General features: G+C 66.0%; 20 protein-coding genes and 1 CRISPR repeat array. Of the genes, 8 read left to right on the forward strand and 12 right to left on the reverse strand.

Features of this window, described 5'->3' with window-relative positions; translation table 11 throughout:
• Nucleotides 1-101: 101 nt before the first annotated feature.
• The 3 genes from B0I31_RS31435 to B0I31_RS31445 all read left to right on the forward strand — a co-directional run bounded on the left by B0I31_RS31435 (nt 102) and on the right by B0I31_RS31445 (nt 5,003).
• Nucleotides 102-1,895 carry a glycoside hydrolase family 6 protein gene (locus B0I31_RS31435; RefSeq protein ID WP_106619011.1) on the forward strand — a complete coding sequence of 598 codons (1,794 nt, stop codon included), beginning with the start codon at nt 102-104 and terminating at the stop codon, nt 1,893-1,895.
• An 11-nt stretch (nt 1,896-1,906) separates the two neighbouring features.
• Complete coding sequence (locus B0I31_RS31440) at nt 1,907-3,235, forward strand: glycoside hydrolase family 6 protein (protein ID WP_106619012.1); 1,329 nt, start codon at nt 1,907-1,909, stop codon at nt 3,233-3,235.
• Nucleotides 3,236-3,584: 349 nt separating this feature from the next.
• Complete coding sequence (locus B0I31_RS31445; RefSeq protein WP_181320571.1) at nt 3,585-5,003, forward strand: ISL3 family transposase; 1,419 nt, start codon at nt 3,585-3,587, stop codon at nt 5,001-5,003.
• Between the two features lie 40 nt (nt 5,004-5,043).
• Here the strand turns inward: B0I31_RS31445 and B0I31_RS31450 are convergent, their stop codons facing one another.
• The 4 genes from B0I31_RS31450 to B0I31_RS31465 all read right to left on the reverse strand — a co-directional run bounded on the left by B0I31_RS31450 (nt 5,044) and on the right by B0I31_RS31465 (nt 8,014).
• Nucleotides 5,044-5,412 carry a hypothetical protein gene (locus tag B0I31_RS31450; RefSeq protein ID WP_106619014.1) on the reverse strand — a complete coding sequence of 123 codons (369 nt, stop codon included), beginning with the start codon at nt 5,410-5,412 and terminating at the stop codon, nt 5,044-5,046.
• A gap of 186 nt (nt 5,413-5,598) precedes the next feature.
• Nucleotides 5,599-5,892 carry a transcriptional regulator gene (locus B0I31_RS31455; RefSeq protein ID WP_245950576.1) on the reverse strand — a complete coding sequence of 98 codons (294 nt, stop codon included), beginning with the start codon at nt 5,890-5,892 and terminating at the stop codon, nt 5,599-5,601.
• Nucleotides 5,893-5,927: 35 nt separating this feature from the next.
• Nucleotides 5,928-6,554, reverse strand: a complete 627-nt coding sequence (locus tag B0I31_RS31460; RefSeq protein ID WP_106619015.1) for a Scr1 family TA system antitoxin-like transcriptional regulator — start codon at nt 6,552-6,554, stop codon at nt 5,928-5,930.
• 386 nt (nt 6,555-6,940) lie between these two features.
• Nucleotides 6,941-8,014 (reverse strand): helix-turn-helix domain-containing protein, encoded by a 1,074-nt coding sequence (locus B0I31_RS31465; RefSeq protein ID WP_106619016.1) that lies wholly within the window; start codon nt 8,012-8,014, stop codon nt 6,941-6,943.
• 165 nt (nt 8,015-8,179) lie between these two features.
• Here B0I31_RS31465 and B0I31_RS31470 point away from each other — a divergent pair, with 165 nt between their 5' ends.
• The 5 genes from B0I31_RS31470 to fxlM all read left to right on the forward strand — a co-directional run bounded on the left by B0I31_RS31470 (nt 8,180) and on the right by fxlM (nt 15,088).
• A complete protein-coding gene (locus tag B0I31_RS31470; RefSeq protein WP_106619017.1) occupies nt 8,180-8,731 on the forward strand; it encodes a DUF4254 domain-containing protein in 552 nt (183 codons plus the stop codon).
• A 612-nt stretch (nt 8,732-9,343) separates the two neighbouring features.
• Nucleotides 9,344-9,526 (forward strand): FxLD family lanthipeptide, encoded by a 183-nt coding sequence (locus B0I31_RS31475; protein WP_106619077.1) that lies wholly within the window; start codon nt 9,344-9,346, stop codon nt 9,524-9,526.
• Between the two features lie 64 nt (nt 9,527-9,590).
• Nucleotides 9,591-12,647, forward strand: coding sequence for a lantibiotic dehydratase (locus B0I31_RS31480; protein ID WP_106619018.1), 3,057 nt, complete (start codon nt 9,591-9,593; stop codon nt 12,645-12,647).
• Nucleotides 12,644-13,816 (forward strand): lanthionine synthetase C family protein, encoded by a 1,173-nt coding sequence (locus B0I31_RS31485; RefSeq protein ID WP_245950577.1) that lies wholly within the window; start codon nt 12,644-12,646, stop codon nt 13,814-13,816. The genes B0I31_RS31480 and B0I31_RS31485 overlap by 4 nt, the downstream gene beginning before the upstream one ends.
• Nucleotides 13,817-13,888: 72 nt before the next feature.
• On the forward strand, nt 13,889-15,088 hold the full coding sequence (gene fxlM, locus B0I31_RS31490) for a methyltransferase, FxLD system (protein WP_106619019.1): 1,200 nt from the start codon (nt 13,889-13,891) through the stop codon (nt 15,086-15,088).
• Nucleotides 15,089-15,163: 75 nt separating this feature from the next.
• On the opposite strand, the gene B0I31_RS40155 is transcribed toward fxlM, so the two are convergent.
• The 8 genes from B0I31_RS40155 to B0I31_RS31530 all read right to left on the reverse strand — a co-directional run bounded on the left by B0I31_RS40155 (nt 15,164) and on the right by B0I31_RS31530 (nt 26,218).
• Nucleotides 15,164-17,890, reverse strand: a complete 2,727-nt coding sequence (locus B0I31_RS40155; RefSeq protein WP_146174013.1) for a hypothetical protein — start codon at nt 17,888-17,890, stop codon at nt 15,164-15,166.
• Between the two features lie 579 nt (nt 17,891-18,469).
• Nucleotides 18,470-19,456, reverse strand: a complete 987-nt coding sequence (locus B0I31_RS31495; protein ID WP_106619020.1) for a hypothetical protein — start codon at nt 19,454-19,456, stop codon at nt 18,470-18,472.
• Nucleotides 19,453-19,659 carry a hypothetical protein gene (locus B0I31_RS31500; protein WP_106619021.1) on the reverse strand — a complete coding sequence of 69 codons (207 nt, stop codon included), beginning with the start codon at nt 19,657-19,659 and terminating at the stop codon, nt 19,453-19,455. The genes B0I31_RS31495 and B0I31_RS31500 overlap by 4 nt, the downstream gene beginning before the upstream one ends.
• Nucleotides 19,656-20,285 (reverse strand): helix-turn-helix domain-containing protein, encoded by a 630-nt coding sequence (locus B0I31_RS31505; RefSeq protein WP_181320573.1) that lies wholly within the window; start codon nt 20,283-20,285, stop codon nt 19,656-19,658. Before B0I31_RS31505 ends, B0I31_RS31500 begins: the two co-directional genes overlap by 4 nt.
• Nucleotides 20,282-20,512: a hypothetical protein gene (locus B0I31_RS31510; protein ID WP_106619023.1), complete on the reverse strand. Its 231-nt coding sequence runs from the start codon at nt 20,510-20,512 to the stop codon at nt 20,282-20,284. The genes B0I31_RS31505 and B0I31_RS31510 overlap by 4 nt, the downstream gene beginning before the upstream one ends.
• Before the next feature lie 1,064 nt (nt 20,513-21,576).
• Nucleotides 21,577-21,973: direct repeats of the CRISPR family, unit length 28 nt; unit sequence GGACCACCCCCGCTCGCGCGGGGAAGAC.
• Nucleotides 21,974-22,032: 59 nt separating this feature from the next.
• Nucleotides 22,033-22,437 (reverse strand): integrase core domain-containing protein, encoded by a 405-nt coding sequence (locus B0I31_RS41330; protein ID WP_245950578.1) that lies wholly within the window; start codon nt 22,435-22,437, stop codon nt 22,033-22,035.
• A 287-nt stretch (nt 22,438-22,724) separates the two neighbouring features.
• Nucleotides 22,725-23,129: a helix-turn-helix domain-containing protein gene (locus B0I31_RS42135; protein ID WP_245950579.1), complete on the reverse strand. Its 405-nt coding sequence runs from the start codon at nt 23,127-23,129 to the stop codon at nt 22,725-22,727.
• Nucleotides 23,130-23,803: 674 nt separating this feature from the next.
• Nucleotides 23,804-26,218, reverse strand: coding sequence for an SEL1-like repeat protein (locus B0I31_RS31530; RefSeq protein ID WP_146174014.1), 2,415 nt, complete (start codon nt 26,216-26,218; stop codon nt 23,804-23,806).
• Between the last annotated feature and the right edge of the window lie 112 nt (nt 26,219-26,330).

A 26,330-nucleotide genomic window follows, 5' to 3' on the forward strand; every position in this document is an offset into this window, starting at 1 on the left:
CGGTGGTCGGTGGCCCATCGGCCACCGACCACCGGGAAGTGCTCCCCGAAGCAGACGAACATCCGCAACGCAAACAACAACCCACGCTGCGAGGACTCTGCATGAGAGCGAAGATCTTGGCCCGCGGCGGCGCTGTCGCCGCCGCACTGAGCCTCTGTTCGGGGCTGTTGATCCTGGCGAGCACCTCGGCCAGCGCAGCCCCCGCGTGTACGGTCGACTACCGCATCAACCAGTGGGACACCGGTTTCACAGCCGATGTCACGCTCAAGAACCTGGGCGACGCGATCTCAGAAGGCTGGACCCTGGAATGGGACTTCGTGGGTAACCAGAAGGTCACCAACGGCTGGAGCGCGACCTACACCCAGTCCGGTCAGCACGTGAGCGCCAAGAACCCGGAATGGACACCGGGATTGCCCACGGGAGGATCTGCGAGCTTCGGCTTCAACGCCTCCTACTCGGGCTCCAACACCGCCCCGACATCGTTCACACTCAACGGGACAGTCTGCAACGGCGGTCCGACCACGACCACGACAACCACAACGACCACCACGGGCACGACGACCACGACAACCACAACGACCACCACGGGCACGACGACCACGACCACCACTGGCAACCCCGGTGAGCACGTGGCCAATCCTTACTCGGGGGCCAAGGGCTACCTGAACCCGGACTACGTCGCGAACGTCAACAGCCTGGCCGACTCGACCGGCGGCACGCTGGGCACCGCCATGCGGAAGGTCGCCCAGAACTCGACCGCGGTGTGGATGGACCGCATCGGCGCCATCACCTCCGGCCGCGGGCTGACCGGCCACCTGGACGAGGCGGTGCGGCAGGCGTCGGGCGGCACGCCGGTGGTGATCCAGGTCGTCATCTACGACCTGCCCAACCGCGACTGCGCCGCGCTGGCCTCCAACGGCGAACTCCAGGTCGGCCAGAACGGCCTGGCCCGGTACAAGACCGAGTACATCGACCCGATCGCGGCGATCCTGGCGAACTCGAAGTACCGTGACCTGCGCATCGTCGCCATCGTCGAACCCGACTCGCTGCCCAACCTGGTGACGAACCTGGGCAAGTCCAAGTGCGCCGAGGCCAGCTCCAGCGGAGCGTACGTCCAGGGCATCCAGTACGCCCTGAACAAGCTCGCCGCGATCCCGAATGTCTACAACTACCTCGACATCGCGCACTCGGGCTGGCTGGGTTGGAGCTCCAACATGGGCCCCGCAGTGCAGCTGATCGCCAACACCGTGAAGGGCACCATCAAGGGCGTCAACAGCGTGGACGGGTTCGTGTCCAACCTGGCCAACTACACGCCGACCGACGAGGTCAACCTGCCCGACCCGACCTACAACGTCGGTGGACAGCCGCTGCAGGCGGCGCCCTACTACCAGTACAACCCGCACTTCGACGAGGCCGACTACAGCACGGAGATGCGCGCCCGGTTCGTCTCGGCGGGCTTCTCCAGCGGCATCGGCATGTTGATCGACACTTCCCGCAACGGGTGGGGCGGCGCCAACCGCCCCAGCGGAGCTGGCGGGTCCAGCGCGGAAGCCTACGTCAACTCCGGTCGCATCGACCGCAGGTTGCACCGCGGCAACTGGTGCAACCAGAGCGGCGCGGGCATCGGCGCACGACCCACCGCCGCGCCACGGACCGGTTTCGACGCCTACGTGTGGATCAAACCACCCGGCGAGTCCGACGGCATCGCGACCAAGACCGACGGCCCCAACGAAGAGGGCAAGCAGCACGACCCGATGTGCGACCCGTCCTACCGCGGAGACAACCAGGCCAACGGCGGCAACCTGACCGGCGCGCTCGCGAACGCCCCGCACGCCGGGTCCTGGTTCCCCGCGGGCTTCACGGCCCTGGTCCAGAACGCCTACCCGGCACTCTGAGAGGACACACGGTGACGCGGAAGAAGAAAACCACAGCCGCCTTCGGCCTCTCCACCGCGCTCGTAGTCAGTACCGCTGCCTTGGCCGTGGCCGCCGGTACGACCGCTCAGGCAGCCGACTCCGCCTTCTACGTGGACCCTTCGACATCAAGCGCCAAGTGGGTCGCCGCCAATTCCGGCGACTCGCGGGCGGCGGTGATCCGCGACCGGATCGCCTCGGTTCCACAGGCGCGGTGGTTCACCACCACCAACACCTCGTCGGTGCGCTCGGATGTCAGCTCGTTCGTCGGTGCGGCGGCCTCGGCCGGGAAAATCCCGATCCTGGTGGTTTACAACGTCCCCAATCGCGACTGCGGTGGGGCCAGCGGTGGCGGCGCGCCCTCGCACTCGGCCTACCGCGCGTGGGTTGACGAAGTCGCGGCCGGACTGGGCGGACGTCCCGCGACGATCGTGCTGGAACCCGACGTCCTCCCGCTGATGACCAGTTGCCAGAGCTCGGACCAGCAGAGCGAAACCCGGGCTTCGATGGCCTACGCGGGCAAGAAGCTCAAGTCCGGCTCCTCGCAGGCCAAGGTGTACTTCGACATCGGCCACTCCGCGTGGCTCAGCCCGTCGGAAGCGGCGAACCGCTTGCGCGCCGCCGACATCTCCAACAGCGCGGACGGCATCTCCACGAACGTGTCGAACTACCGCGCCACCTCGGACGAGGTCTCCTTCGCCAAAGCCGTGCTCGGTTCCCTCGGTGACGGCAGACTCAAGGCGGTGGTGGACACCAGCCGCAACGGCAACGGTCCGGCAGGCAGCGAGTGGTGCGACCCATCCGGACGTGCGATCGGCACGCCCAGCACCACCAACACAGGCGACTCCAAGATCGACGCCTTCCTGTGGGTCAAGCTGCCCGGTGAGTCGGACGGATGCATCGCACCGGCCGGCCAGTTCGTGCCGCAACGCGCGTACGACCTGGCAATCGCAGCAGGCCCGACATCAAGCACCACTACTACGACCACGACCACCACGGGAAACAACCCCGGCAGCGGCTGCACGGTTACCCACCGCGTGGTCAGTCAGTGGACTGGCGGCTACACCGGCGAGATCGTCATCGGGAACAGGGGCTCGGCCCTCAACGGTTGGACCCTGACCTTCTCGGCGCCGGGCGTGACCGTCACGCAGGGCTGGAACGGGACGTGGGCGGACTCGGGAGACGCGGTCCGAGTCACCAACACGTCCTGGAACGGATCACTCCCGTCCGGTGGAACGACGACCATCGGGTACAACGCGAACTACGAGGGAACAACGCCACCGTTCACCTCACCCGCGTTGAACGGCACGACGTGCTCCTGACCTCGTAACCAGCCCTGAAGTGGTTCCCCGTCCGACCATCGCCTCCGTCGGACGGGGAACCGCTGTGCGGACCGCGGCCCTGGCTTTCACGGCTCGTCCGGCTACCAGCCACCGCATCATGTTCTTCGGTCTGCACATGCAGACCGCTGGGGACTGCAAAACGAGCGGTTCTGTCGCTGATTGCGTGATCAACGAGTTCGGGTAGCCGCTGGTGGGCCTGAGGTGCATGCGATCATGGTCAGGGCGTGATCGTGACTGGTTGGACGTTCTGTTGCCGCACCTTGCCGGTGTGATGGTGGAGCGGGTCGAGCGAACCTCCTCGGGCGTGCGGATCTGGGGGTGCACGACGGTGAAGTCCGCGCCTTGCCCGTCCTGCGGTGTGCGGTCGGGTCGGGTGCACAGCCGCTACGACCGGAAGCTGGACGACGCGCCCGTGGCCAGTCGGCCGGTGGTGCTGCGCTTCCGGGTGCGTCGGTTCTTCTGCGATCACCTGGACTGTGAGGTGGGGACGTTCGTCGAGCAGGTCGACGGTCTGACCGTCGAGCATGCGAGGCGCACCCTGTTGTCGCGCACCGCGTTGGAGCGCATCGGCTTGGCGTTGGCTGGCCGGACCGGAGCACGCCTGGCCGCCGGTCTCGGACTGCCGACCGGTCGGAGCACGCTGTTGCGGTTGGTGCACGCCCTGCTCGATCCGCCGGTCGAGGCGGTGGAGGTGCTCGGGGTCGACGACTTCGCCCTGCGGCGCGGTCGTCGCTACGCGGCCGTGCTGATCGACGCGGTCACCCACCGCCGAGTCGACGTGTTGCCCGACCGCGGGGCCGCGACCCTGACCGCCTGGCTGCGTGAACATGCCGGGGTGAGGATGGTCTGTCGGGACGGCTCGGCCACCTACGCCGAAGCCGTCCGCCAAGGCGCCCCGAACGCGATTCAGATCGGCGACCGGTGGCACATCTGGAACAACCTGGTCGCGGCGGTGGAGAAGACCGTGACCGCGCACAGCACGTGCTGGTACGTCGGACCGGCACGGCGAACCCAGGCCGCGGAGGAGTGGGCCCTGCAGCGGCACGCCGCGATCCACGACCTGCTCGACCAAGGTGTCGGGCTGCTGGAATGCGCTCGACGCCTGGGCGTGTCACTCAACACGGTCAAGCGCTATGCCCGCATCCCCTCCGCCGAGCAGATGCGGCGCCCGCCGCCCTACCGGCGAAGCATGGTCGACCCCTACCGCGACCACCTGCGCCGCCGGCTGGTGCGGCAACCCGATATCCCGGTCACCCACCTGCTCGCCGAGACCCGCGCCCTGGGCTATCCCGGCAGCGCTAGCCTGCTGGTCCGCTATCTCAAACAAGGCCGGGCCGAGCCCGACCGCGTCCCGCCCTCGCCACGGCGCCTGGTCACCTGGCTCACGAGCAGGCCCGAAAGCCTGCCCGAGCACCACCGCCGCCATCTCGACGACCTGACCACCAGCCGCCCACCCATGACCGCCCTCACACGAGGGGTCCGCGAGTTCGCGAGGATTCTCACCCACCGCCGAGGCCAGGAACTCGGCAGCTGGATCGAAGCGGTCCTGGCCGACGACCTGCCCGCCCTGCACCGCTTCGTCTACGGTCTGCGCAAGGACAACGACGCCGTGACCGCCGGGCTGACCCTGCCCCACAACAACGGCCCTGCACAAGGAGTCGTCAACAAGATCAAGCTACTCAAGCGGCAGACCTATGGAAGGGCGAGCTTCGCCCTGCTGCGCAAGCGAATCCTGCTCAACCACTAGCAGCGCCAGAGTTCAACGACCCTTCAGCTCGAACCGTTGATCACGCAATGAGCGACAGAACCGCTCGTTTGACAGACCCCGCCGCAGCAGTGGCGTCAGGATCGTCGTCGCAATGCCGGTGAATCGCGAGTTCCCGCGTCCCGTGGACCGCGGCGAGTCGAAGTCGACCACGGGCCCGCAGCGATTGCGCGGCCCGGCGAAACGCCACCGCGAGCCGTAGTGATGTCGGCAGCACCGCTGCCAGCTCGCTTCCGGTGTCACTCAACCGGTGCAGCGCGTCTTCGTCCACGTCAGCCGGAACCACTGGCCACACCTCGACCAGCAGATCCACCGCCGTTTCCGGCACGTTCATCGCGCTGCGCAGAGTCGCCAGAACGTGGCCGCGCTGCGCGGCGAACCAGTCGTCCATGTCAGTCCTGTTGCGCTTTGGCTATCTGCCCGCGCAAAGTCGAGACGAGATGCCGGGTACCTGTCATCGGTCCTCCCTCTCCGCAGATCACGAGGGTTGGCAAGGCTGCCGATCCTGTTCCGAGGGCGTGCGTCGAGGTTGGTTCGGGCACCGACTGTGGTCGACGCCCGAACCAGACACTGCGAGTCAGTCTTTGCCGCGAGTCAGCGTCGCCTCATCGAGAGGAACGATGTCAAACAGGTCCTTGAACTCCATAGGCGCCAGCACGGTGAGCGCACTCGCGATGAACACGGCACCAGGTCGTAGTTCGCCGCTGACGACCCGGGCGACTGTGGATCGGTTGACGCCCATGGCTTTGGCCATCCCGTAGTCGGACCTGAAGCCCGCGAGCACCATCGCCTTGGTGAAGACGTCGGTGCGGAGCATGACTGTGTTCGGCATGGCGACTTCGCTCGTTGTGGGGTGCGACTGCGACGGCATACAGGTAAGCGTCCTTACTGGACGGTTCGTGACCGTCACGGATCGCCAACGGCAACGACGAACTCGTCGAGCTGGTCGAATAGCTTGTACGCGTACATCAGGTGTGGTGTCTCCTGGGTGAACTGTGCTGCGTGCAGGTACGCGTAGAGGACGACTGCGGGGCTGTCCGGCATGCGGAAGTAGGTCATCGGGTGATGCTCGACGCCGGGGTACGCGCCCGCGCTGTGAGGGATGACGCGGACCTTCACTTTGTTGTGGTCCACGACGGCATCTTCCAGTACGTAGGCGGTGCAACGTTCCGGGTCGAGGTGTTCGAGGGCGGGGTGGATCCCCAGTGGTGCGAAGAGGTCGATCCGCTCCGCGGTGCGGCCGAGCACGTCGAGTGCGGTCCTCGTCGCGTCACCCCACTGGCACCACATCTCCGGTTGGTCCGCCTGCTGGGCCGCGTCAGTGAGCCGGTCCCATCGTGTTCCGCAGACGGGCCTGTACACGGCCAGATCGGAAGGCCACGAGTCGCTGACGCCGCGCTCCAGTTGTTCGACCTGCTCCAGGGTCCACTGGACGCGGGCAGCGAAGTCGGCGACGGTCACGCCGGCCGCCTCACGGGCTTGACGTAGCTCGAGGCCGAGCAGGCGGCCACGCAACGTGGGCGTGCCTTTCATCAACCCACCACCTCGCTGTGAGCACGTGCGGCTGGTGGTTGATCTCCATGACTGATCATGCTGCTCTTTCGATCGTTCGCGGTTGAGGCGCTGCCCTCCACGGGTGCGGACGGCGTGGATCAGGTGGGGGTGGGGCGGCAGGGGTGCGGAACCTGCCGCCCCGGCAGCCGGCTTCGGTTCGGCGCTCTGCGCACGACGGGTCACGTGGGGGCGGCGTGATCGGGCGTGGCGAGCGGCTGGCGAACCAGAGCCGGGTGGATCAGGTGGCGGACGCGGTGTCGGGCGGTCCGCCGCGGGGAGTGCGGCATCTCAAGAACCGGGTCGCCGTGCCAGTGCGGTCCCTCGCGGTCGAGAGTCGGTGTCGCGGTCGGTGGGCGAGGGCGTTGTCACGGGCGAGTTGGAACTCCAGCAACGCCCGGCAGGGCACGGGTGTCCGGCGCCACCAGCGTCCTGCCCGGCAGTAGCGGCATTGGCCGTCGGCGTCGGGAACGTGCTGCGCGATCGTAGTACCGCATCCACGATGCGTCGTTGGCCGGGTTGCTGTGGGCGAAGTGGTCGTCGGCGGTGCCGACGGCGATGAGCGTCTCCCGGACGCGGCCCATCTTGGCCAGCGCTCGGGCGTGGGCCGTGTGCAGCATGGCCCGCTCGGTGGCGGTGAGCCGGTCGGAGCGGACGAGGGCGTGCTCGGTGAGCGTCAGGCCCTCGTCGGGCTTGCCGATCCAGATGGCCTGCCGGGCCATCGAGGAGAGGATCTTGGCGCGGAGGTGCCAGTCCTCGGCCTCCTCGGCGCAGGCCAGGGCGAACTGGAACACGCGGCGGGCGTCGTCGTGGGCGTAGGCGTCGAAGGCCATGAAGGCGCAGGTGTGGGCGAGGTAGCCGACGGCGCTGTGCAGCGGGCCGTGCAGCTTGGCGGGGTAGTTGGCACCGAGCAGGTCGGCGGAGAAGCGGAGTTGGGCGAGGACGGCTTCGCGGGCCAGGCCACCGCCGTAGGTGTGGTCCCACCCGGCGAACACGCGTGCCGCGGTGTGGATCTGCTCGATCTCGGTCTGACCGACACGGGCGGGGGCCGTGGTGGGCTGGGTGCCCTCCAGCAGGGCGGCGACCGGGGCGAGCGCAAGGGTGCCGACGCCGAGGGCGGCGGTGCGCAGGAACTGCTTTCGGTCCACGGTCGCCAGCTTTACCACCGACCGGCGGCGGTTGCTGAAGCCCAGTGCGGCGTCGCTGGATGCACCCAGGGTGACGCGCAGGGCCTCGCGGTAAAGCGCGCTCGGCCAGCGGATGTCGCCGCGTTCGAGCTTGCCGATGTAGTTGGCGTCCAGCTCCACCTTGCGTTGGTGGTGGTGCCAGACGTAGGCGTTGACCAGGTCCGCGAGTTCCTGTCGGGACAGGCACTCGTCAGGCTGGGTGGGCGAGGCGGTGCGTTCCCGCGCCTGCCGCAGCTGATCGTTCGCCGTGGGCACTGGTCCAGCCTCCCCGAGTGTGACCCGGGCCATCGTGGCACGCATCGTGATCGGACGGGTACTGCTCCCCGGAAGGGGAGGATTGCAACCCTCCCCGAATCCTCCCCTTGACATCCTCCGTTCCCGGTGCCCGCAACGGTGCTGACAGCGGGCACGGTTGGTGGCATGACGGAGACCCCGCTTGAGCAGGGCAAGACGATGAACGCTGCCGGCGTCATCCCGCGCGCCTCGCTGGTGGTCCGAGCCTTCAACGGTCCCCGCGAGGTCGACGGCGGTCACCCGGTGCTCGCCGTGGTGGCGGACTTGGGAGCTGAGCACCGGGCGCGTACCGAGGCTCAGCGGATCGTCAGCGACCCGTGCAGGGATGACCATGCGATCGCCGCAGCTCTCCGCGCTCTCCACGACCACGACGTCACCCGATCGAGGCTCGCCGAGCAGATCGACGTCTGGGCGACCGGGCAGTTCGGCGAGTCCGGCGCGCGGCTACTGCACACCGAACGTCTCGGGCAGTTGGTCGACCGGCTGGCCGCACTGTGGGCGTGGTCCCGGCTGTTGGCCGAGGATGACGACCCGGCCGCACGCGATCCGGCGAAGCTGGTGCTGCATCGGCTGGGCGAACTGTGCATCGGCTACGACGACCTGGTGACCGATCTGTTGAGCGGTCGGCGGCGGCTGCCGGTCTACCAGGCGCTCACTGGTCATGACGTGGCCGCGTGAGGCATGGACGGGACACGCGGTGTCGTTGCCGTCGTCGTGGCGACCGACAGCCCCGTTGGCCGTATCGCAACGGCCATCGACGACCTCACCGCTCACCTGCCGACCGCCGCGGCCCGCAGTCCTCCTGTTCTGTCTGCTCAGCCCGGTCGTGGCCGTGCCCTCCGTTCCACGACGCGGCGCATCGGGTGATCGCTGCAGGCGTCCGGCTCGCTGACTTGGTGCCGGTCGACCTCCACGTGCGGCTGTGGCCGCCGACTGCTTCGCAGCAAGCCCGCTGGTTCAACGAGGAGAACCCCGATGTCTGAAACGCAGGTCACCGTTGGCGGCGCTCCAACTGGCGTCGAATACGGAGATCAACATGCGCGGCGTGGACCACCGCCCAACGCAGCCGGTAGCTGACGGGCCTCCCACGACCGCGAACGGTCGGCACGCGGCAGCTGGCCGGCGGTCGCCCGTCGCCCTGCCGAGGGCCACATGAGCGTGGACGCGTCGACCTTGACTCGGCGCGTCCACGCTCCGATCCGCAAGCCACCGCTCACCAAGAAATGACGGTCCGGTCATCCGTGAGCCGTCACACCGATTTCCACATCCGCACAACCTTTGGAGCACATGATGACGGCACTGGCTCTCGTCCTCCCGATCGACACCGCGGTGACCGGCGCGGCGAACCTGGACCCCGAGTTCGACTTGGACCTGCGGGTGTCCACCGACGCGTTGCCCGCCGGCGTCGGCAGGTGCGCGACCGACGACGGGTGCGACCCGACCTGCGCCTCGTCCTGCATCAGCAACGCATGAGTTGAGTCGTCGCGGTCGGGCTGGGCACGGGTTCCCCGGCTCGACCGCCGCCTTGGAGGGCCAAATGCCCACTTCGAACACAACCCCGCTCTACCGGAACCAAGGGGTTGGCCTGCTGCGCGCGGCGGCGATCCCGTTGCACGAGGTGCCGTTGCGGTGGCCCAACCTGGTCGACACCGAGATGTGCAAATCGTGGCTGAGTGAAATCTGGTCACGACCGGACGTGGCCGAGGCAATCGGTGCCGCCAGTCCTGGGCTGGCGACGCGGGTTCAAGGCTTGCGCGAAAACCCCGCCGCTACGAGCAAGCAGGTGCGCCGCGCCACCCTGGCTACGGTTCGATATTTGCTGCGCGCGGTCAGCCGGCACACGCCGTTCGGGCTGTTCGCAGGCGTGGCACCGGTCGCGCTGCTCGACGCGTCGTCCAGCGGCGTGAAGACGCGTTGGGGAGGCGCTCACCGCGTGATCGCGCGTGTCGACACAAGCTGGCTGGCCGACGTGATCGACCAGCTCGAAGCGCGACCCGAGCTGGTGAAGCGCCTGGACGTGGTGTTCACCGATCTCGCCGCCGAACGCGGTCTTCGGTTGGAAGCACCGCATGGGCCTGCCAAGACCAGCATTCGCCGCACCCGTGTCGTCGACGTGGTCCGTGAGGCTGCCTCCATGCCGATCAGCTTCGGCGAACTCGTCACCACGGTGCTCACCGCCTTTCCGCAGGCCGATCCCGCTGCGGTCAACGACATTCTTGTCCCGCTGATCCACAAAGGACTGATCATAACGTGCCTACGCGCCCCGATGACGATCACCGATCCACTGGAGCACTTGGTTGGCCGCCTGAGGGGAGCACGAGCTGACACCCTGGCCGAGACCGCACCCGTGCTGCGTGAGCTGGAAGCGATCCACTCCGAACTCGTTCGGCACAACCAGGCGGGTGCCACACGTGCAGCGCAGGTGTCCATGCGGGTGAAACTCAGCAGCCGCATGAGGACGATCTCCTTAGCCGGGCGAGTTCCCTTGGGGCTCGACCTGCGACTGGACGTCGGAACAGCCCTGCCTGAACTGGTGGTCAACGAGATTGAGCGCGCCGCCGACGTCCTGGTACGGCTGAGCAACCAGCCAACTGGGCAGGCCGTGTGGCACGAGTACTACACCGCGTTCTGCGCTCGCTACGGGACCGGAACCCTGGTGCCGCTGGCCGACGTGGTCGATCCGGACGCCGGGCTCGGCTTCCCCGCCGGCTACCTCGGTAGCCCACACCCGATGCCAGCGGACTCGGGATCACCACGCCACGAGACGCTCTTGACGTTGGCTTGGAACGCGGTCGTCGACCGCGCCGACGAGGTGGTCCTCACCGACGAGATGATCGACGCGCTGACCGTGGGAGGCAGCTCTGCGCAACGCCGCATCCCGCCGCATGTCGAACTCGCCGCCCGCATCCAGGCCACCGGTCCGGACGCGCTCCAGCGCGGCGACTACACGTTCACCGTGGCACCAGGCCGCTCGGCTGGGACGTTCACCTCCCGATTCACCGGTGTGATCGACGGCTCCGAGCTGAGGACGACGTACGCCGCCATGCCGACCGCTGTGGAGGGTGCCCTACCGGTGCAGCTCTCGTTCCGGCCGGTCTTCCCGAACGCCGAGAACGTGTCGCGCGTCCCGACCTACCTGCCGCACGTGCTCCCGCTCGGCGAACACGGCGGGAGCGGCCAGTCCGCGGTCGTGAGACTGGACGACCTCGCTGTGACCGCCACCCACCACGGCCTCCACCTGGTCAGCCGGTCGCGGAACGAGGTGGTCGAACCGCAGGTGTTCCACGCGCTGGCGCTGGACAAGCAGGCCCCACCGCTGGCGCGGTTCCTGGCCCACCTGCCTCGTGCGCTGACCGCGGCGTGGCACGAGTTCGACTGGGGACCGCACGCGGGCCGGCTGCCGTTCCTGCCCAGGGTGCGCTACCGCCATGCCGTGCTTAGCCCAGCGCGCTGGCGCCTGGGCACGACGGACCTGCCCAGGACCACCGACAGCGACCAGTGGAGGACGGCGCTCGAACACTGGCGGCTTCGATTGCGCTGCCCCAGCACAGTGGAGCTGCGCGACGGTGACCGCTCGCTGCGGCTCACCCTGGACGAGCCGGTGCACGCCGAGGTGCTCCGCACCCACCTGGCCCGCCACGGGCAGGCGATCCTGGGCGAGGTCGCCGACCAGACCATGCTCGGCTGGGCGGGCGGCCACGTCCACGAGATCGCTGTGCCACTGGCCTCCACGCGACCACCGACACCTTCCCCGCACGTCACCGCCTTGCCACTCGTGACCAACAGCAATCACGGGCATCTCCCCGGCACAGCGGACTGGCTGTACGCCAAGCTCTACACCCATCCCGACCGAGTGAACGAGATCGTCGCCCACCGGTTGCCACAGCTCCTCGAAACGACCGGATCGGCAGCACACGCCTGGTACATCCGCTACCGCAGCCCGCAGGAGAACGACCACCTGCGGCTACGCCTGCGCACCTCCAGTCGGGAAGAACACCTGCGTGCCGTGGCTGCGGTCGGTGAGTGGGCTCAGCAACTCCGCCACGACGGCTTCGTCTCGCGCCTCGTCCTGGACACCTACTTCCCCGAGACAGGTCGTTACGGGCCCGGCCCGGCGATGGAAGCGGCCGAGGAGGTGTTCATCGCCGACTCGACCGCGGTCTCCAGCCAACTGCGGCAACTGCCTGACGCCGTCGTCGCTCCCACCGTCTTGGCCGCAATCGGCATGATCGCCATCGCAGACGGTTTCCTCGACAGCCGTGAACGGGCTCTGCGCTGGCTGCTCGACCGTCCTGCGCCGGGCACTGCGGACCGTCACCACACGGCGAGTGTGATCCGCTTGGTCTTGGCCGAGAACCTTCGCGAACTGCCGGGTTGGACGGATGAGCTGACTCAGGCGTGGAAGGCCCGAGCTGCTGCCCTCGCTGCCTATCGCAAGCAGTTGTCCGCTGAGATCGACGCCGACGCGGTGCTGGAGTCGTTGCTGCACATGCACCACAACCGGGTTCTCGGCGTTGATCGAGTGAGCGAGGCATCCTGCCGCCGCATGGCCCGCCAAGCCGCCGTGGCTTGGCACGCCCGAGGTGTTCGGTGATCGCTTTGACCGATACCTCGCTGCTGGCCGCGCAGCCACGTTGGGGACAGGACTTGAGCAGGGGCGCGGCGGGAATCGCCCTGCTGCACCTGGAGAACGGTCGGTGGGACACCGCTCAGCCGTGGCTGCGCATGATGACCGAGCAGCCCGTCACCGCTGATCCCGCCGCCTGCGGCTTGTACCGAGGAGCACCGGCAGTCGCCTTCACCCTGCACGCGGCTCGTTGGTCGGTAGGGAGACCGATCTTTCCGACTGCACTGCAAACCCTCGATGAGCACATCAGGACCCTCACGCAGCAGCGCCTCTCCGTCGCTCATGACCGCATAGATCGTTGCGAGCTTGCCGAGGTCCGCGAGTTCGACCTGATCAGCGGTCTGACCGGGATCGGCGCGTATCTCCTGCACGCCCACGGCGACACCGATCTGCTGTGCCAGGTATTGGCCTACCTCGTTCGGCTGACTGAACCCGTGGTCGTCGACGGCGAGGAGATGCCTGGCTGGTGGAGCGGCAACGGGCCAGGTGAGCACCGAGAAGACCGCTGGTTGGGTGGGTACGGCAACCTGGGCATCGCCCACGGCATCACCGGCCCACTCGCCTTGCTGGCCATCACCGCGCGACGCGGCACCGCGGTCTCCGGTCAATTCGAGGCGGTGGAGCGGATCTGTACCTGGCTCGACGACCTGCGCCAAGGCTCGATGGACAACCCGTGGTGGCCTGGCATCGTGTCCCGCGCCGAACACCGGGATCGCACCGTTCGCCAGCGCGGTCCACAGCGCCCGTCCTGGTGCTACGGCACGCCGGGCATCGCCCGTGCCCAACAGTTGGCCGCCCTCGCCCTGGAGGATCAGGCTCGCCAACGCACCGCTGAACAGGCCCTCGTAGGTTGCGTGAACGACGAACACCAGCTCGCGCAGCTGCACGACGCCTCGCTGTGCCACGGCTGGGCTGGACTCCTGCACGCGGCGTGGCGGATGGCCGCGGACGCCACCGACGATCGCTTGGCCGCCAGCCTGCCCGCGCTGCGCACCCGCCTGCAGAACCACCTCGACCACCACGGTCCGCCGACCGCACCTGGCCTGTTGGAAGGCATTACCGGAGTTCTCCTGGCTGGCCGAGTCGGCACTGGACCAGTCACCCGATGGGATGCCTGCCTGCTGCTCAACGGTTGACACCCGCTGCAACCCCGCGCCGTGCCCGGCGCACGCCGCTACCATCCGCCCGCCCGCACTGAGAAGGAACTGATGAACACCACCACCGACTCCTCGCCCGAGGCCCTGCGCGCCGCGATGGTCGACCGCATCAAGGCCGCTGGCCACGCCCGCACCGCTGCGGTGGAGCAGGCCCTGCGCGAGGTTCCCCGGCACCGTTTCGTGCCCGGCGCGCAGCTCACCGATGCCTACGCGAACCAGGCCGTGATCACCAAGCGCGCCGCCGACGGCGCCGCCCTGAGCTGCGCGTCGGTGCCCACGGTGGTCGCGATGATGCTCGACCAGCTCGACGTCCAGCCCGGCCACCGCATCCTGGAGATCGGCGCCGGTACCGGTTACAACGCCGCCCTGCTCGCCACGCTGACCGGCCGGACCGGTCACGTCACCACCGTCGACATCGACCCAGAGGTCACCGCAGGTGCCCGCGCGGGCCTGGACGTCACCGGCTTCGCCGACGTGGAGGTGATCACCGCCGACGGCTCCCTCGGGGCACCCGACAACGCACCCTACGACCGGATCATCGTCACCGTCGGGGCGTTCGACATCGCGCCCGCATGGCGCGAACAGCTGGCTCCCGGTGGTCGCCTGGTCGTCCCCCTGCGCTGGCGCGGCCAGACGCGCAGCGTCGCCTTCGTCCGCGACGACGACCTGCTGCGGTCGGACTCGGTCAAACTGTGCGGCTTCGTGCCCATGATCGGCCAGGACAGCGAGCGCTCAACCCATCTCGACGACGACAAGCAGGTCACCCTGTACTGGGACGCAGACCAGGACATCGACCCCGAGCTCCTCCACGGCGTCTTGAGCACGCCGAAGACCGAGGTCTGGTCCGAGGTCACGGTGGGCGGTTCAGAGCCCTTCGACGGCGTCTGGCTCCGCATGACCGCCACCGAACCAGCCACTTGCCGCATCGCCGCAGACCAAGTCGCAGTCGAAAGCGGGCTGTGCACTCCCGCCATCCCCAGCCGCAGCCCCGCTCTCGCGGAGGGCGACTCCTTGGCCTACTTCACCTACCGCCGCGTGGATCCGGATCAGAGCGGCGGCGCCCATGCCGAACTCGGTGCGATCGGCCACGGTCAAGCTGGGGAACGCCTCGCACGGAAGCTGACTGATCAAATCCGCGCGTGGGGCAGCAATCGCACTGGCGAGCCGGTCGTGATCGCCTACTCCGCTGAGCACCCCGTAGAAGGCCTTATCATCACCAAGCGGTGGACTGGATTGATCATCGAATCCTGAATTCGCGGACTCGTCAATGCCGACGATACGCCCGCAGACTGCAGCGGCCCGGGCTGCATCTGCGGGCATGAAGCCTCAGAAGTTCCTTGCTTTCTGATGAAGGTTCTCTGTCTGTTTGCTTTGAAGTGTGCGCAGCCCTTCGACTGCGCCAGGGGTGCCTGCGGCTACCTCATCCTGCAGTTCTTCTATGCGATTATTCTCAACTAGGAGACTGATTAAGCTAGTATGGGCAGACCAGTGACCGCCATTGGTGGTCAAATCCCGAAGTAGATCTATGGCAAAGTCGACTGCGCCGAATTCTGCAAGAGCATAAACAGCGGTGAGGTCGCCAGAGTTGATAAGATCCGCCAGTTCCTCTAGACGGTCGTGCGCTAGTAGCATGCGTGCCGTGTGTCCAGATTGGAATGACGCGTTGCCGTATTCCTGACGTTCAATCTCGGCGGCCTCGTCGAATCTGCCTTGACGCCTAAATAGATCGGCCAAGGCCATGGCTGCGACCAATTCGCCCTGGGTGATGTGGTTTTGAAGGATACGGATGGCTTGGTCGCTCCAACCGTGTTCGAGTGCAAGTTCAGCCATCTTTCTGGCAATGTGTGGATCATCGACAGCTCTAGCTTGTAATTCGTCGAATTCTTGCCGGCTGGCCAGTAGGTCGGCGAGACGGCGAGAGGCGTGAAGGTTGCCTGCGCTGGCTTGGGCTTCTAAAATAACTTTTGCGTGGTCTGTCCAACCTGATTCAAGCATCAAGTCGATTGGCTTCCAATAGTCTATCGCATGCCGGCCGAAGTCGTCGCCGAACTGCAACTTGAAGAGCTTGCTAACTTCATCGATTTTCCCTTCCTTTATTAGAGATATCGCCTGCGCCTCGATCAGTTCGTCAACAGCGAACTCGTTGATGCGTGCGAACTCTTCGAGTTCTTCTAGTCTGCCTTGACTTCCGAGCATCCTTGCGAAGTCAACTGCCGCCAGGATGTCACCCTTACTATTACTATAAGGGCGTAACACCTGTATGGCCTCGTCGATTCGCCCCTGGGTTTCGAGAAGTTCGGCTAGAGATCGCGCCACAAGTGAACTCTCACCAAGTGATGCACGGTATAAAAGTTCTGCTTCGTGAAGTCGGTCTCGACGCCGGGCGCTGTCGGCGAGCCGACTAGCGTCACTTTCTTGATGATATTCAACCATGGCACGCCAGGCGGTATCTGGGAGGGTATCGGTTCGGCGAACCCGGAGGGCATGCTGGTATAGGTAGTCAGCCGTTGTGTATCCCGCGATGTTACCCATGCCGGTCGAAACTGGGCGTAGTGCAGAAGCGGCACCTCGCATGCGTTCGGTGGCATAAGACAGTGCTTGATCAAGCCAATTTTCGGGAGCAGTAGCTTGCTGTTCTGATTTCAGATAGCCTGGTGCCGCCATAGCTAGATGGTCACGCGTGAGGGGCGCTCGAAAACCGACACGTCGCGCGTCGAGAGCAGCGGTAATGACAGCCTTGCCATAGCATTGGCTGTCGGGCGCCTCTTCCCAATGGTTGATCAGTTGTGGGCCAGCAGCGAGAACTTGAGTAAATCCAGATGAAATATCATTTAGGGCAATTCGGATGCGACTATCCGTTTTGCTCAACCGCTCTGCGAACCGTACTTCTTTTCTGCTTAGAGCTTCTGGTACGGCTATAACTTTGGCTAACTTGAGCACGTTGCTGTTATTGACCGCATCCTTCTGCTTGTCGCCGTGTTCAGCTATCCACGCATGATACTGGTCTCTCCACATCGTTCCGACTAGGACGTATCCCGCATTAATCATCCTCCTGGCGATATCTGGTGAAAGTTGTCCGGGATTCTCCAGATAACGCTGTATTTCATCCAACCATACGACGGATTGAGGCGTCGGCGCAGCAATAAATTTGCTTAGGGTGGTGATGTCGCTTGGGTGTAGTAGCCACCAATCTGGAAGCTCGCTTTTTATTGCTTCGAATAGTGACCTTGTCTTCCCGGTGGAGGATCCTCCGATTAGAAGAACGAATCCTCCCTGCCTGCTTGCATAGTTAATTTGAGTGCGAATCTCGTTGTCTATATCTCGCGGTACGTATGTAGGCAATTCGTCAAGTTCAGTTGCAGCGCCTGCGGGACGGATGGCATCGTGAACGCCTAGTAGACGAGGCCGCGCTTCGCGTACACGTGTGATGTGATCTGCACTCGACTCTTCTGCGTTCGGTAAAGCCGGGGACGAGATTCCTAGCATTGCGGCCATCTGTTGGGTTTGGTGCCAATGCCCGTTGGATGCTGCAGTGATACCAATTCTGACAAGTTCAGAGAACGACCTGGTCGCGCCCACTGTCGATAGTAATTCACGTGCACGGACGAAATCTTTGCCTGTGTCCGGCCCAAAATCGAAGCGTTGAATCGCCACTGCTCGGTAGAAGTCGCGGTATAGGTCTACCTTATGGAGTTCTTCAGGAGATGCGTTCTGTAGACTTCGTTCGACGAGTTCGGTGAAAGTGGCCCATGCCTTGCGTTCTTGTTCTGAGCGTGCGGCGCGAGAAGCAGGGTACGATTCAGGCTGTCCACGTAATCTCTCCAACACCTTTCCTAGATGCTTAAAAGATGCGCTAGCATTGATGTTAGTCGCTATGACTAGCCGGTCTCGCTCGATGTCGATGGGCCGCTTTCCGGAGCTGGTTTCTAATCCGGCGAGGAAGGCGTTGACTAGTTGGTTTACGGCTTTCAGGACGTCGTCGCGACGTGAATCTAGCTTTTGCATGCCGTACTTGGCCTGTATCAAAACGAACCCGCCGTCAGACAGTGCCACTGCTACGTCATCGACGGGAAATTCAGTTTCGCACCCAACTGCAACGATCTTCGTATTTGGCCTTAGATTCATTCCCGGCGGCGTGTCTGACACTGCGCAAGTGGCCCACCATGCGAATACCTCCGCTTGAAACCGCATACCTGTGGCTGCACGAGCGCCGCCGGCTGACGACGTACCCTTACGAATTTCCGTCAAGGCTAGTAACCTTTCGTGCGTAGTCCCGGCAAGAGATCTTAGCAAGCTGACGGTTCCTCGGCTTACACCTACCATGTCAACTGAGCCCCGCCTCCATTCGTCTACCCGGGATAATCGACATTGTATAACTGCTGATTGTGGTGCTGTGCAGTTTCGATGCATCTATATTGACTGGACTCTGCTGAAGGTTATTGGTGAATGTAAAGGCGCGGCATCGCGCATTCGGTCGAGCGCGGAACCGGAGTATTGCGATTTGATATGGTGATGATTTTTTCGTCCAGAACGGGTGTGGCAACTCGCGGGACGCCACCCTTGGCACTTGACGGGGTTAGGACGTTCAAGAAGGGAATATCTCGTCGCTTCGCATCGCTCTGCTCGTCAAGATCATGCCCCGTCCTTGCGAAGGGCATCGCGGACCTCGCGGGCCGTGTCGGTTCCGCACCCCAGCGCCTCCCGCAATCGCGTGGCGGAGGGGTCGGCGGTCAGCTGGCCGGCGGCGATCATCCAGCGGGCGCGGTCTACCAGTAGGGCCACTCGGTCGCCGGTGGTCCGGCGCTGTGCCGGTGCGGTGCCAGGCGTGTTTTGCCTGTACTCGGGGCTGGCGGGGGTAGGCGTAGGGCCTACCGGTAGGCCGTGGTCGAGGTCGGCGAATGCCGTCCAGATGATCGGCAACACCGCCACGGCGCCGACCGCGACCAGCGGGCCGACGGCGTGGGCGAGGAGCTGCATCGGGTCGAACCGCGTCCACGGCACCGACACCCACGGCAGGTACGGCCACACGTTGAGCGTCAGCGTCACCGCTAACGCGCCGTACTCGACCACCGCCAGGTGTTGGTGGCGCAGCACCCGGCCGCGGGTCGCCAGGAACGCCCGCGCCCCGACCACCACCAGCAGCACCGTCGAGATCACCGGCTCTACAGCCCAGGCGCCCCACCACGCGGCGGTACGTTCGACCATGCCTCGGGTGAGCGTGTGGTGAACGCCGGTAGTGGACCACGCCAGTGCCCCGACCAGTGCTGTCAGCGCCGCGGCGGTGAGCACCAGGCGCACCCGCGATGCCTGCCAGGCCCGTGCGGCCGGGTCCTGGGCCAGGGCGTACAGGCGGGCGGCCTCGGCGACGCGCTTGCGGCTGCGCCGGACCCGGTCGGTGTCCACCAGCAGCGGCGCGGCGTCGGCCTGCAATTCCAGCAGGACACGGGCCTCGTCGACCTCGGCACGGAGGTCCCGGACCCGCTTGGTGGCCGGTGCGACAGCGAGTGGAGCCGGGTCGGCTGCGGCCGGGGCGTGGGCGGCGACGTACTTCTCCAGTTCGGCCACTGCGCGCTCCACGTCGTCGTCGTTCGGCCCGGGGAAGGGCATGGAGGTGTTCATCGCTGCACCCCGCAGTCGTCACCGGGGCAATCCACGAAGTGCCAGGTGCGGCGCGCGGTGGCGCTGCGGCCCGACAGCAGGTTGGTGGCGTCCCGCAGCCGCTCGGCGGCGGTCCGGTCCTCCATGCAGTGCGGCGAGGAACGCCAGCCGTTGGGGTGCGCGATGCTCGGCGGCTCCTTGTAGAAGAGGTGCACCCGGCTCATCGGGCACCCCCGTTTCGCTGCGGCGCGCAGCGCGGGCACGGCACCGACCGTGTGCGGTCCTCGTCCAGCCACAGGACGCGGGCACTGACCGGGTCGGAGTCGCGGGCGTCGCACTGCCCGCACACTGGTGGCACCGCCGAGCGCCCGGTAGGGGGCGCGCTCGGCGCGGGACGGTTATCTGGACGGTTGAAGGACGGTTTGGGCGTCGTGGTGACGCCCCCGCTGGTCGCTGCTGACGCCCCCAGGCGCTTCTGCTGACGCCCCCTGCTGGTCAGAGGGGCGTCATCCTGACGCCTCTCGTCAGGGGCTGTGGACAACCTGGTGGACAGTGCGAGGTTGTAGACCTGGGGCCGCGCGTTGGCCTCCGAGATCTTGGCGTCGCGCACGTGCGTGTTGCCCGGCCTGATCAGGCCCAACTCCTCCAGCGACCGCAGCGAACGCTGGATGGTCCGTCGGGACAGGCGGGTGTAGCGCATCATCCGCTCGACCGACGGGAACGCGTCGCGGCCGTCGGGACCGGCGTGGTTGGCGAGCGCGATCAGCGTGATCGCCAGCGTCGAGGCGTCCTTGCGGTCGGTGGGGATGGGGGCGTGGTTGAGCGCCCAGCTGATGGCTTCGACGCTCACCAGGCACCGTCCACGGCGCGAGCACGGTAGAGGAGGCTGGCAACGGTGCCGACCACCGAGGTGTCATGGGTTGCCAGCCACTCGATGACGTGACGGTCTTGCTCGCCGAGTTCGACGCCGTCCAGCGGCTCCAGGAGAGCGGTGACGCGGTCGGCGTGGCGGCGAACGTGCCGCTGGTCGGTGGTCTCGTCCGGCTGTTGGCTGTCGACGGACCCGCTGTCCTCCATGTTGAAGGGTGGGCGGAGGCGTCGCGGTGGCCGTCGAAGCGGCGTAGTTGGGATGGGGGAGTGGGTGGTACTCATCGTGAACAGGACCTCTGGTGCTCGGGTCCCGTCTCACAGGCGTCTCACGGACCTGTTGGACGGGGCCGGACTGGAGGCCCTGACCTGGACTGCCGCCGGACTCGACCAGCCACAACGGACCGGATAGGACCACTGTGGACACCCCTTGTCCCGCTGGGGGTCAAGGGGTCGCAGGTTCAAATCCTGTCGTCCCGACGGTCTGAAGAAGCCCGCTCAACTGGGAAGTTTGCCCAGGTCAGCGGGCTTTTTCGTGCGTCAATGTCGATCTTCACTTGGTCACGGAACTGTAACTTTGCGATCTTGGTGAACGCTGTTCAGGAGCGAAATCAGGAGCGGGTCGCTCCAGATCTTTGACCAACGCCAAATGGGGTCGTCCCGAACGGGTGAATCCGGCGAACCGACGCCAAACGCCACCCGTTGGAGTGAACCGATTCCACCCTGCGTCGAGCGTTCTGAACGTGCTCTGACCTGCTGACATGGCCGCCTGATGACCTGAACCGACGCGATTGGACGCAGACTGCGGGGCCGCAGGCGCCCAGGATCGTGGTGGCGACGCCATGGCGCTGCGGCGGCGCACTACGGCACATCGGCACGTACGACTGTCACGTCGAGCAACTCCGGTGACACTCGTGGGCGACATCCACGCCGCCTCGGGATGGGCAAGGGGTACGGCATGTCGAGTGGCTGCGCAGGTTCGAGTCCCTGGCAGGGGGCCGCGCAGACCTACTCACCTCTGAACAGCGGTTTCTTACCCGCGCTTGGTCGTCGAGGGGCGGTTTGAGCTCCGTGTCGCTGGTGGTGGTTTCCGGTGACTGCCGCTCGGGCGGGGAAGAATTCCGTGTACTGGCGGCGACGACGTTCAGGTCGGGACCACCCCCGCTCGCGCGGGGAAGACCGACTCCGACCAGGAAACCTGCCGGACAGCCCGGACCACCCCCGGCTCGCGCGCGGAAGACGATGCGCCGCAACGACGCGGAGATGCAGGCCGAGGACCACCCCCGCTCGCGCGGGGAAGACGGGTTGGCTGGCGACGCGATGGTCACCGGCCGGGGACCACCCCCGCTCGCGCGGGGAAGACATCGAGATCGACCTCAACGACCTCGGCCTGGGCGGACCACCCCCGCTCGCGCGGGGAAGACTCCACCGCCGCGAGGTAGCTCAACCGCGACGAGGGAGCACCCCCGCTCGCGCGGGGAAGACGAGCGGCTGGCCTCGGAAAGGATCTCCGCTGCCGGAGCACCCCCGCTCGCGCGGGGGAAGACGCTGTCGCCCGACCTGTCCGCGGACGTCGTCGTGCGGAGCACCCCCGCTCGCGCGGGGAAGACACGACGTGGCTGGCCGACGCCGCGCTGCACCTGGGAGCACCCCCGCTCGCGCGGGGAAGACCCGAACGTCTCGCCGATCGAGCGGACCGTTGTGCTTGCCGAAAATGTCGTCCGTGCTGGTCAGGCGGCGTGGTGGTGCTCGTTGAGGATGCCGCCCAGTCGTTGCTGTCGGCGGATGTCGAGTCTGGTGATCGCTGCTTGATCGGTGACGGCTGGTGGCAGGGCGCGTAGTGGTCGTGCGTTGTCGATGCCTTGGTGGGGTCGGTGGGTGTTGTAGTACTTCTCGTACTCGCGCAGGGCGTGGAGTAGGTGCTGTTGGTTCCAGATGAGGGTGCGGTCGAGGAGTTCGCGTCGGCAGCTGCGGTTCCAGCATTCCATGATCGCGTTCATGCGCGGTATCCGGACACCGGTGAGGACGACCTGGATACCGGCGTCGGCGAGGACGGCGTCGAACAGGGCGGGGAACTTTCCATCCCGGTCGCGGATCAGGAACCGCGCGGAACTACCCGCCTCTTCAAGATCCATGACGAGGTTCCTGGCGGCTTGGGTGACCCAGGAGGCGGTGGGGTGTGCGGTGGCGCCGAGGACGCGGATCCGGCGGCTGGCGTGCTCTATCACCGCGAGCACGTACAGGCGGGTGCCGCTCAGGGTGGTGGTCTCGAAGAAGTCGCAGGCCAGGATCGCGTCGGCTTGGGAGCGGAGGAAGTCCGACCAGGTCGTGGAGACGCGTTCTGGTGCCGGGTCGACCTCGGCGTCCTGGGGATCTGCCAGACGGTGGAGGCGGCGACTGTGATGCCGAGTACGAGGAGTTCTCAGTGGATGCGGCGGTAGCCCCAGCTGGGGTTCTCGCGCGTTAGGCGTAGTACCAGGAGTCGGATCGAGCGGATGGTCCGTGGTCGGCCGGGCCGCTTGGGGCGGGATCTGGCTGCGTGGCGGCGGGCGAGGAGGTCTCGGTGCCACCGCAGAATCGTCTCCGGGCGTACCAGTAGCCGGAGTCGACGAAGCGCTTGCGTCGGGAGTCGGTGCAGCAGTGCTGCGAGGAAGGCCCGGTCGGCGGGGGAGAACCGTGGTCGGGTGTCTCCGAGTTGGCGTTGCAGGACCATGATCTGGTGGCGCAGCGCCAGGATCTCCGTGTCCTTGTCCCGGTCGCTCATGGGCAGCAGGCGCAGCAGCGCGAACGTGTTGGTCACGCCGAGGTAGGCCAGTCGGAGCAGCACAGCCGATCATCATGCCGTGCTGGCCGACACCACGGCGGATGGCAACCGTGGCCCTGAGCCCTTCGATGCCCTGGGTGCCGCGCGTCCTCTATTGCATGGATGAGGTTATCGGCAGGCACAGGGTTGGTCCGGCGCAGCACGGCGACTTCGTGCCGCAGTACCAGCAACTCGACGTCCTTGGCCGCAGAGGACCGGCCGAGCAAGACCAGCCAGTCACTGAGTCGGACGAAAATCAGGTACAGCAGTCGTAGCGCCATGCCCCATGATCATGCTCCTGCAGCACATGGTGCGCGATTGCCGCAGCTCAGCGCCCCAGTGCAGAGTTCCGGCACCCCACAGGCGACCTCGTGTCGCAGAACCAGCAGTTCGACGTCCTTGGCGGCGGAGGACTGGCCGAGCAGACCAGCCAGTTACCGAGTCGGGCGAAGATCAGGTACAGCAGTCGCAATGCCACACCTCACGATCATGCCCTGGAGGTCCAGCACGCGCGATCTCGTCGCAGCTCAGCATCCCAGTGCAGAGTTCTGACACCCCACACGGTGGGCACGTCCATCGCGTCGGGCTACACCTCCATACGCCGCCGACCAGTCCTCAGCTGCCTGATCAACGAGTACGAATCCACAGCAAGCTCAACCGAAGGTCAGGCGGTATGGCTGACTTTGCCACCCAACAGGTTAACGCTGATCATTCAGGGGTGACGGGAGGTCGAACGCCTGAGAAGTAACCCCGCCAGGTTCAATCCCGTACATCCTCAGCCGTTCGGCCTCGGTAGTGCGGCCAATTCCGCGCAGGAACTCGATCAACTTCTCCATCGCCGATGATTGATGGATGCCGAGAGTTGGATGTGACGACACCTCCACGAGTCGCCGTAGTAGTGTTTCAGCCTCATCATACCGGTCGAGGAGTTCGAGCAGTTCGACTAGTTTCCTAGTAGCGATCCACTTGCCTCTGTCGTGCTGAACGCGTAGCGGTTTTTCGGCCTCCACGAGGCGGTGTAATTCCTGGAACTTGTTCACGATCAGGTTCACCGCCAGCAGGTCGTCGGCGGCGCTGCGTTGGAACCAGGTGACCGCTTCCTCGACACGGTCCGTGTTCGCCAGATGCTGACCCAGGTGCCACATCACGGGAGTGGAGCCAGCCTCGGCGTGCCGGCGAAGCAGCTCCTCGGCCGCTGTGTGATCACCTCGCCGCTGCAGCACTGTGGCCAAGCGGGACACACCGAGCGGGTTGCCCGTCTCGGCGTGTGCGCGCGCCCAGTGCAGCGCCTCCTCGTGCTCTCCCCGCCGTGTCAGGTCCAGGTCGAGTTGCAGCATCGCTCCGGTATTGCCGGCCTCGGCGGATGAGAGCAGCACCTGTTTTTTCTCGTCCTCGTATCCGGCGTGTCGCAGTATCCGTGCCAAAAAAATCATCGATTCGGAGGTGCCGCCGTCTGCGGCCCGGCGGGCCCAGAGCACCGCCTCCTCGGCGCGTGTCGGCATCAGGTCGTCCGCGAGGACTCGCATCGCCTCGCGGTCTCCGCGCTCGGCGCGCTCGCGCAGGCCGTCCTCGGACTCCTGCAGATCTTCCAGGAAGATCGGAGGCCCTTCCCACGAAGAAGGATCGAGGCTATCGGCGCGAGCACGCCACCCATCGGCTTCACCTGCGGCTGTTCGGAGATCGTGCAACCAGGCCAGCAGGCGCATCGCCTCTGGGCTGTTGAGAGCGGCGGCCCGGGCGGCGAACCGCGCAGCCAGGTTGTACAGGCCGCGGCGTTGGGCGTCGGCGGCCAGCCGCTCCAGGTCGTCGACGTCGGAAGTGTGGTCCACCAAGGCGTTCCAGAGACTCTCCGGGCACGGTTCAGCCGCGCGGGTCTGCACGGCGTGCTGGTGGAGGAAGTCGTGTAACACGTAACCGTCCGCGGAGGCCCTCAGACCCGGCGTCGTGGGGCGTGGGGTAAGTGCCGCGATGCCACGGTGCTTCCTGGTAGCGCGTTTCAGTGCCTTGCCGAAGCGTTTCTTCCCGACCAGGCGTTGCTCGTCGGTCAGATAACCCGCCACCCCCGCCCATAGCACCTCCGGTGGTAGCGGGGAGAGGTGGCCGAGTCGGCGCGCGTCCATCGTCGCGGTGATCACCGCATGCTCGACGGGCTGGGAGTGTGCGGTCTCGAGGTGGATGTCGAGCAGCTGAGGGCCACCGGACAGGACCTGGGTGATCGGCAGGCCATCGCCTGCTGTCTTGTGAGCGAGCGCCAGCCGCGGATCCCGAGCGGTGAAGCGGTCCAACTCGTCGGGGTCCACCTCGGCGAAACCGAGCGGCAGTCTGACTTCGACGACGTCCGCCTCGTCGAACAACTTGCCCGCCAAACTCGCCCGAGTCGATCCGCCCTGCCGCCTCCGTAACTCGTTCCAGTGGGAGGTCCACATGTCGGCGATGACCAGGAAAGGTGAAGGACGTTGCAGGACGAGCCGTAATCGATCCACTATCCCGACTGATTTCTTGGTGTCGAGATAGTCGATGTAGAGGTCGTCGAGCCACAACACATGCCTGGGGGGAGCCGGGGCACAGAGCAGCTCCAGCAAATGGTCGGGCCCCGTCGGGCGCATGACCGGCCAGGTCCGCAGCTGCTCGACCGCATGCAACGCCTCGTAGGCCGTGCGGGTCTTTCCGGTCGCCGATTCGCCGAACAGCACCACCATCCGCCCGCAGGGAAACGGCCCGCTCAACGCCTTTTGGAGATCCTGATCATGAGAGCGGGGGATGTAGAGCGGCGGACCGTCCAGTAAGGCACTTTCGATGTCGATCGACTTGTGGACGCCGAGATCGCGCCCGGTCAGCTCAATGATCGTCTTGGCCGACGTCCACGGATCCTCCGTCGGGGACTGTGACGATGAGGACGGACCGCTGGTGATTTGAACGCCACCGTAGATGGCCCCCGCTTGCACTACCGGTCCGTTCACCGCTCCAGTCTCGTTGAGCATCGACGGTCCGTCGCCTAATTCCGTGTCCGGAGCATCTTTGTTGCGCACGCCATCGTCCCCCAGGCTCGCATCCTCGTCATTCCTCTGCTCTTCGCACATCGCAGGGTGCCCTTCACCGTCGTTGCGCCGCAATGGACCAACCCTTAGTCGAAGAATCGGCGACCGAGAACGCATAAGTGCGGAATCGGAGCCACTCGACCGCCGCGACGGAGGTCTATCTCGTGATCGGCTCTGGCGCACTTCC

The sequence above is a fragment of the Saccharothrix carnea genome (assembly GCF_003014735.1).
GTDB classification, from domain to species: domain Bacteria; phylum Actinomycetota; class Actinomycetes; order Mycobacteriales; family Pseudonocardiaceae; genus Actinosynnema; species Actinosynnema carneum.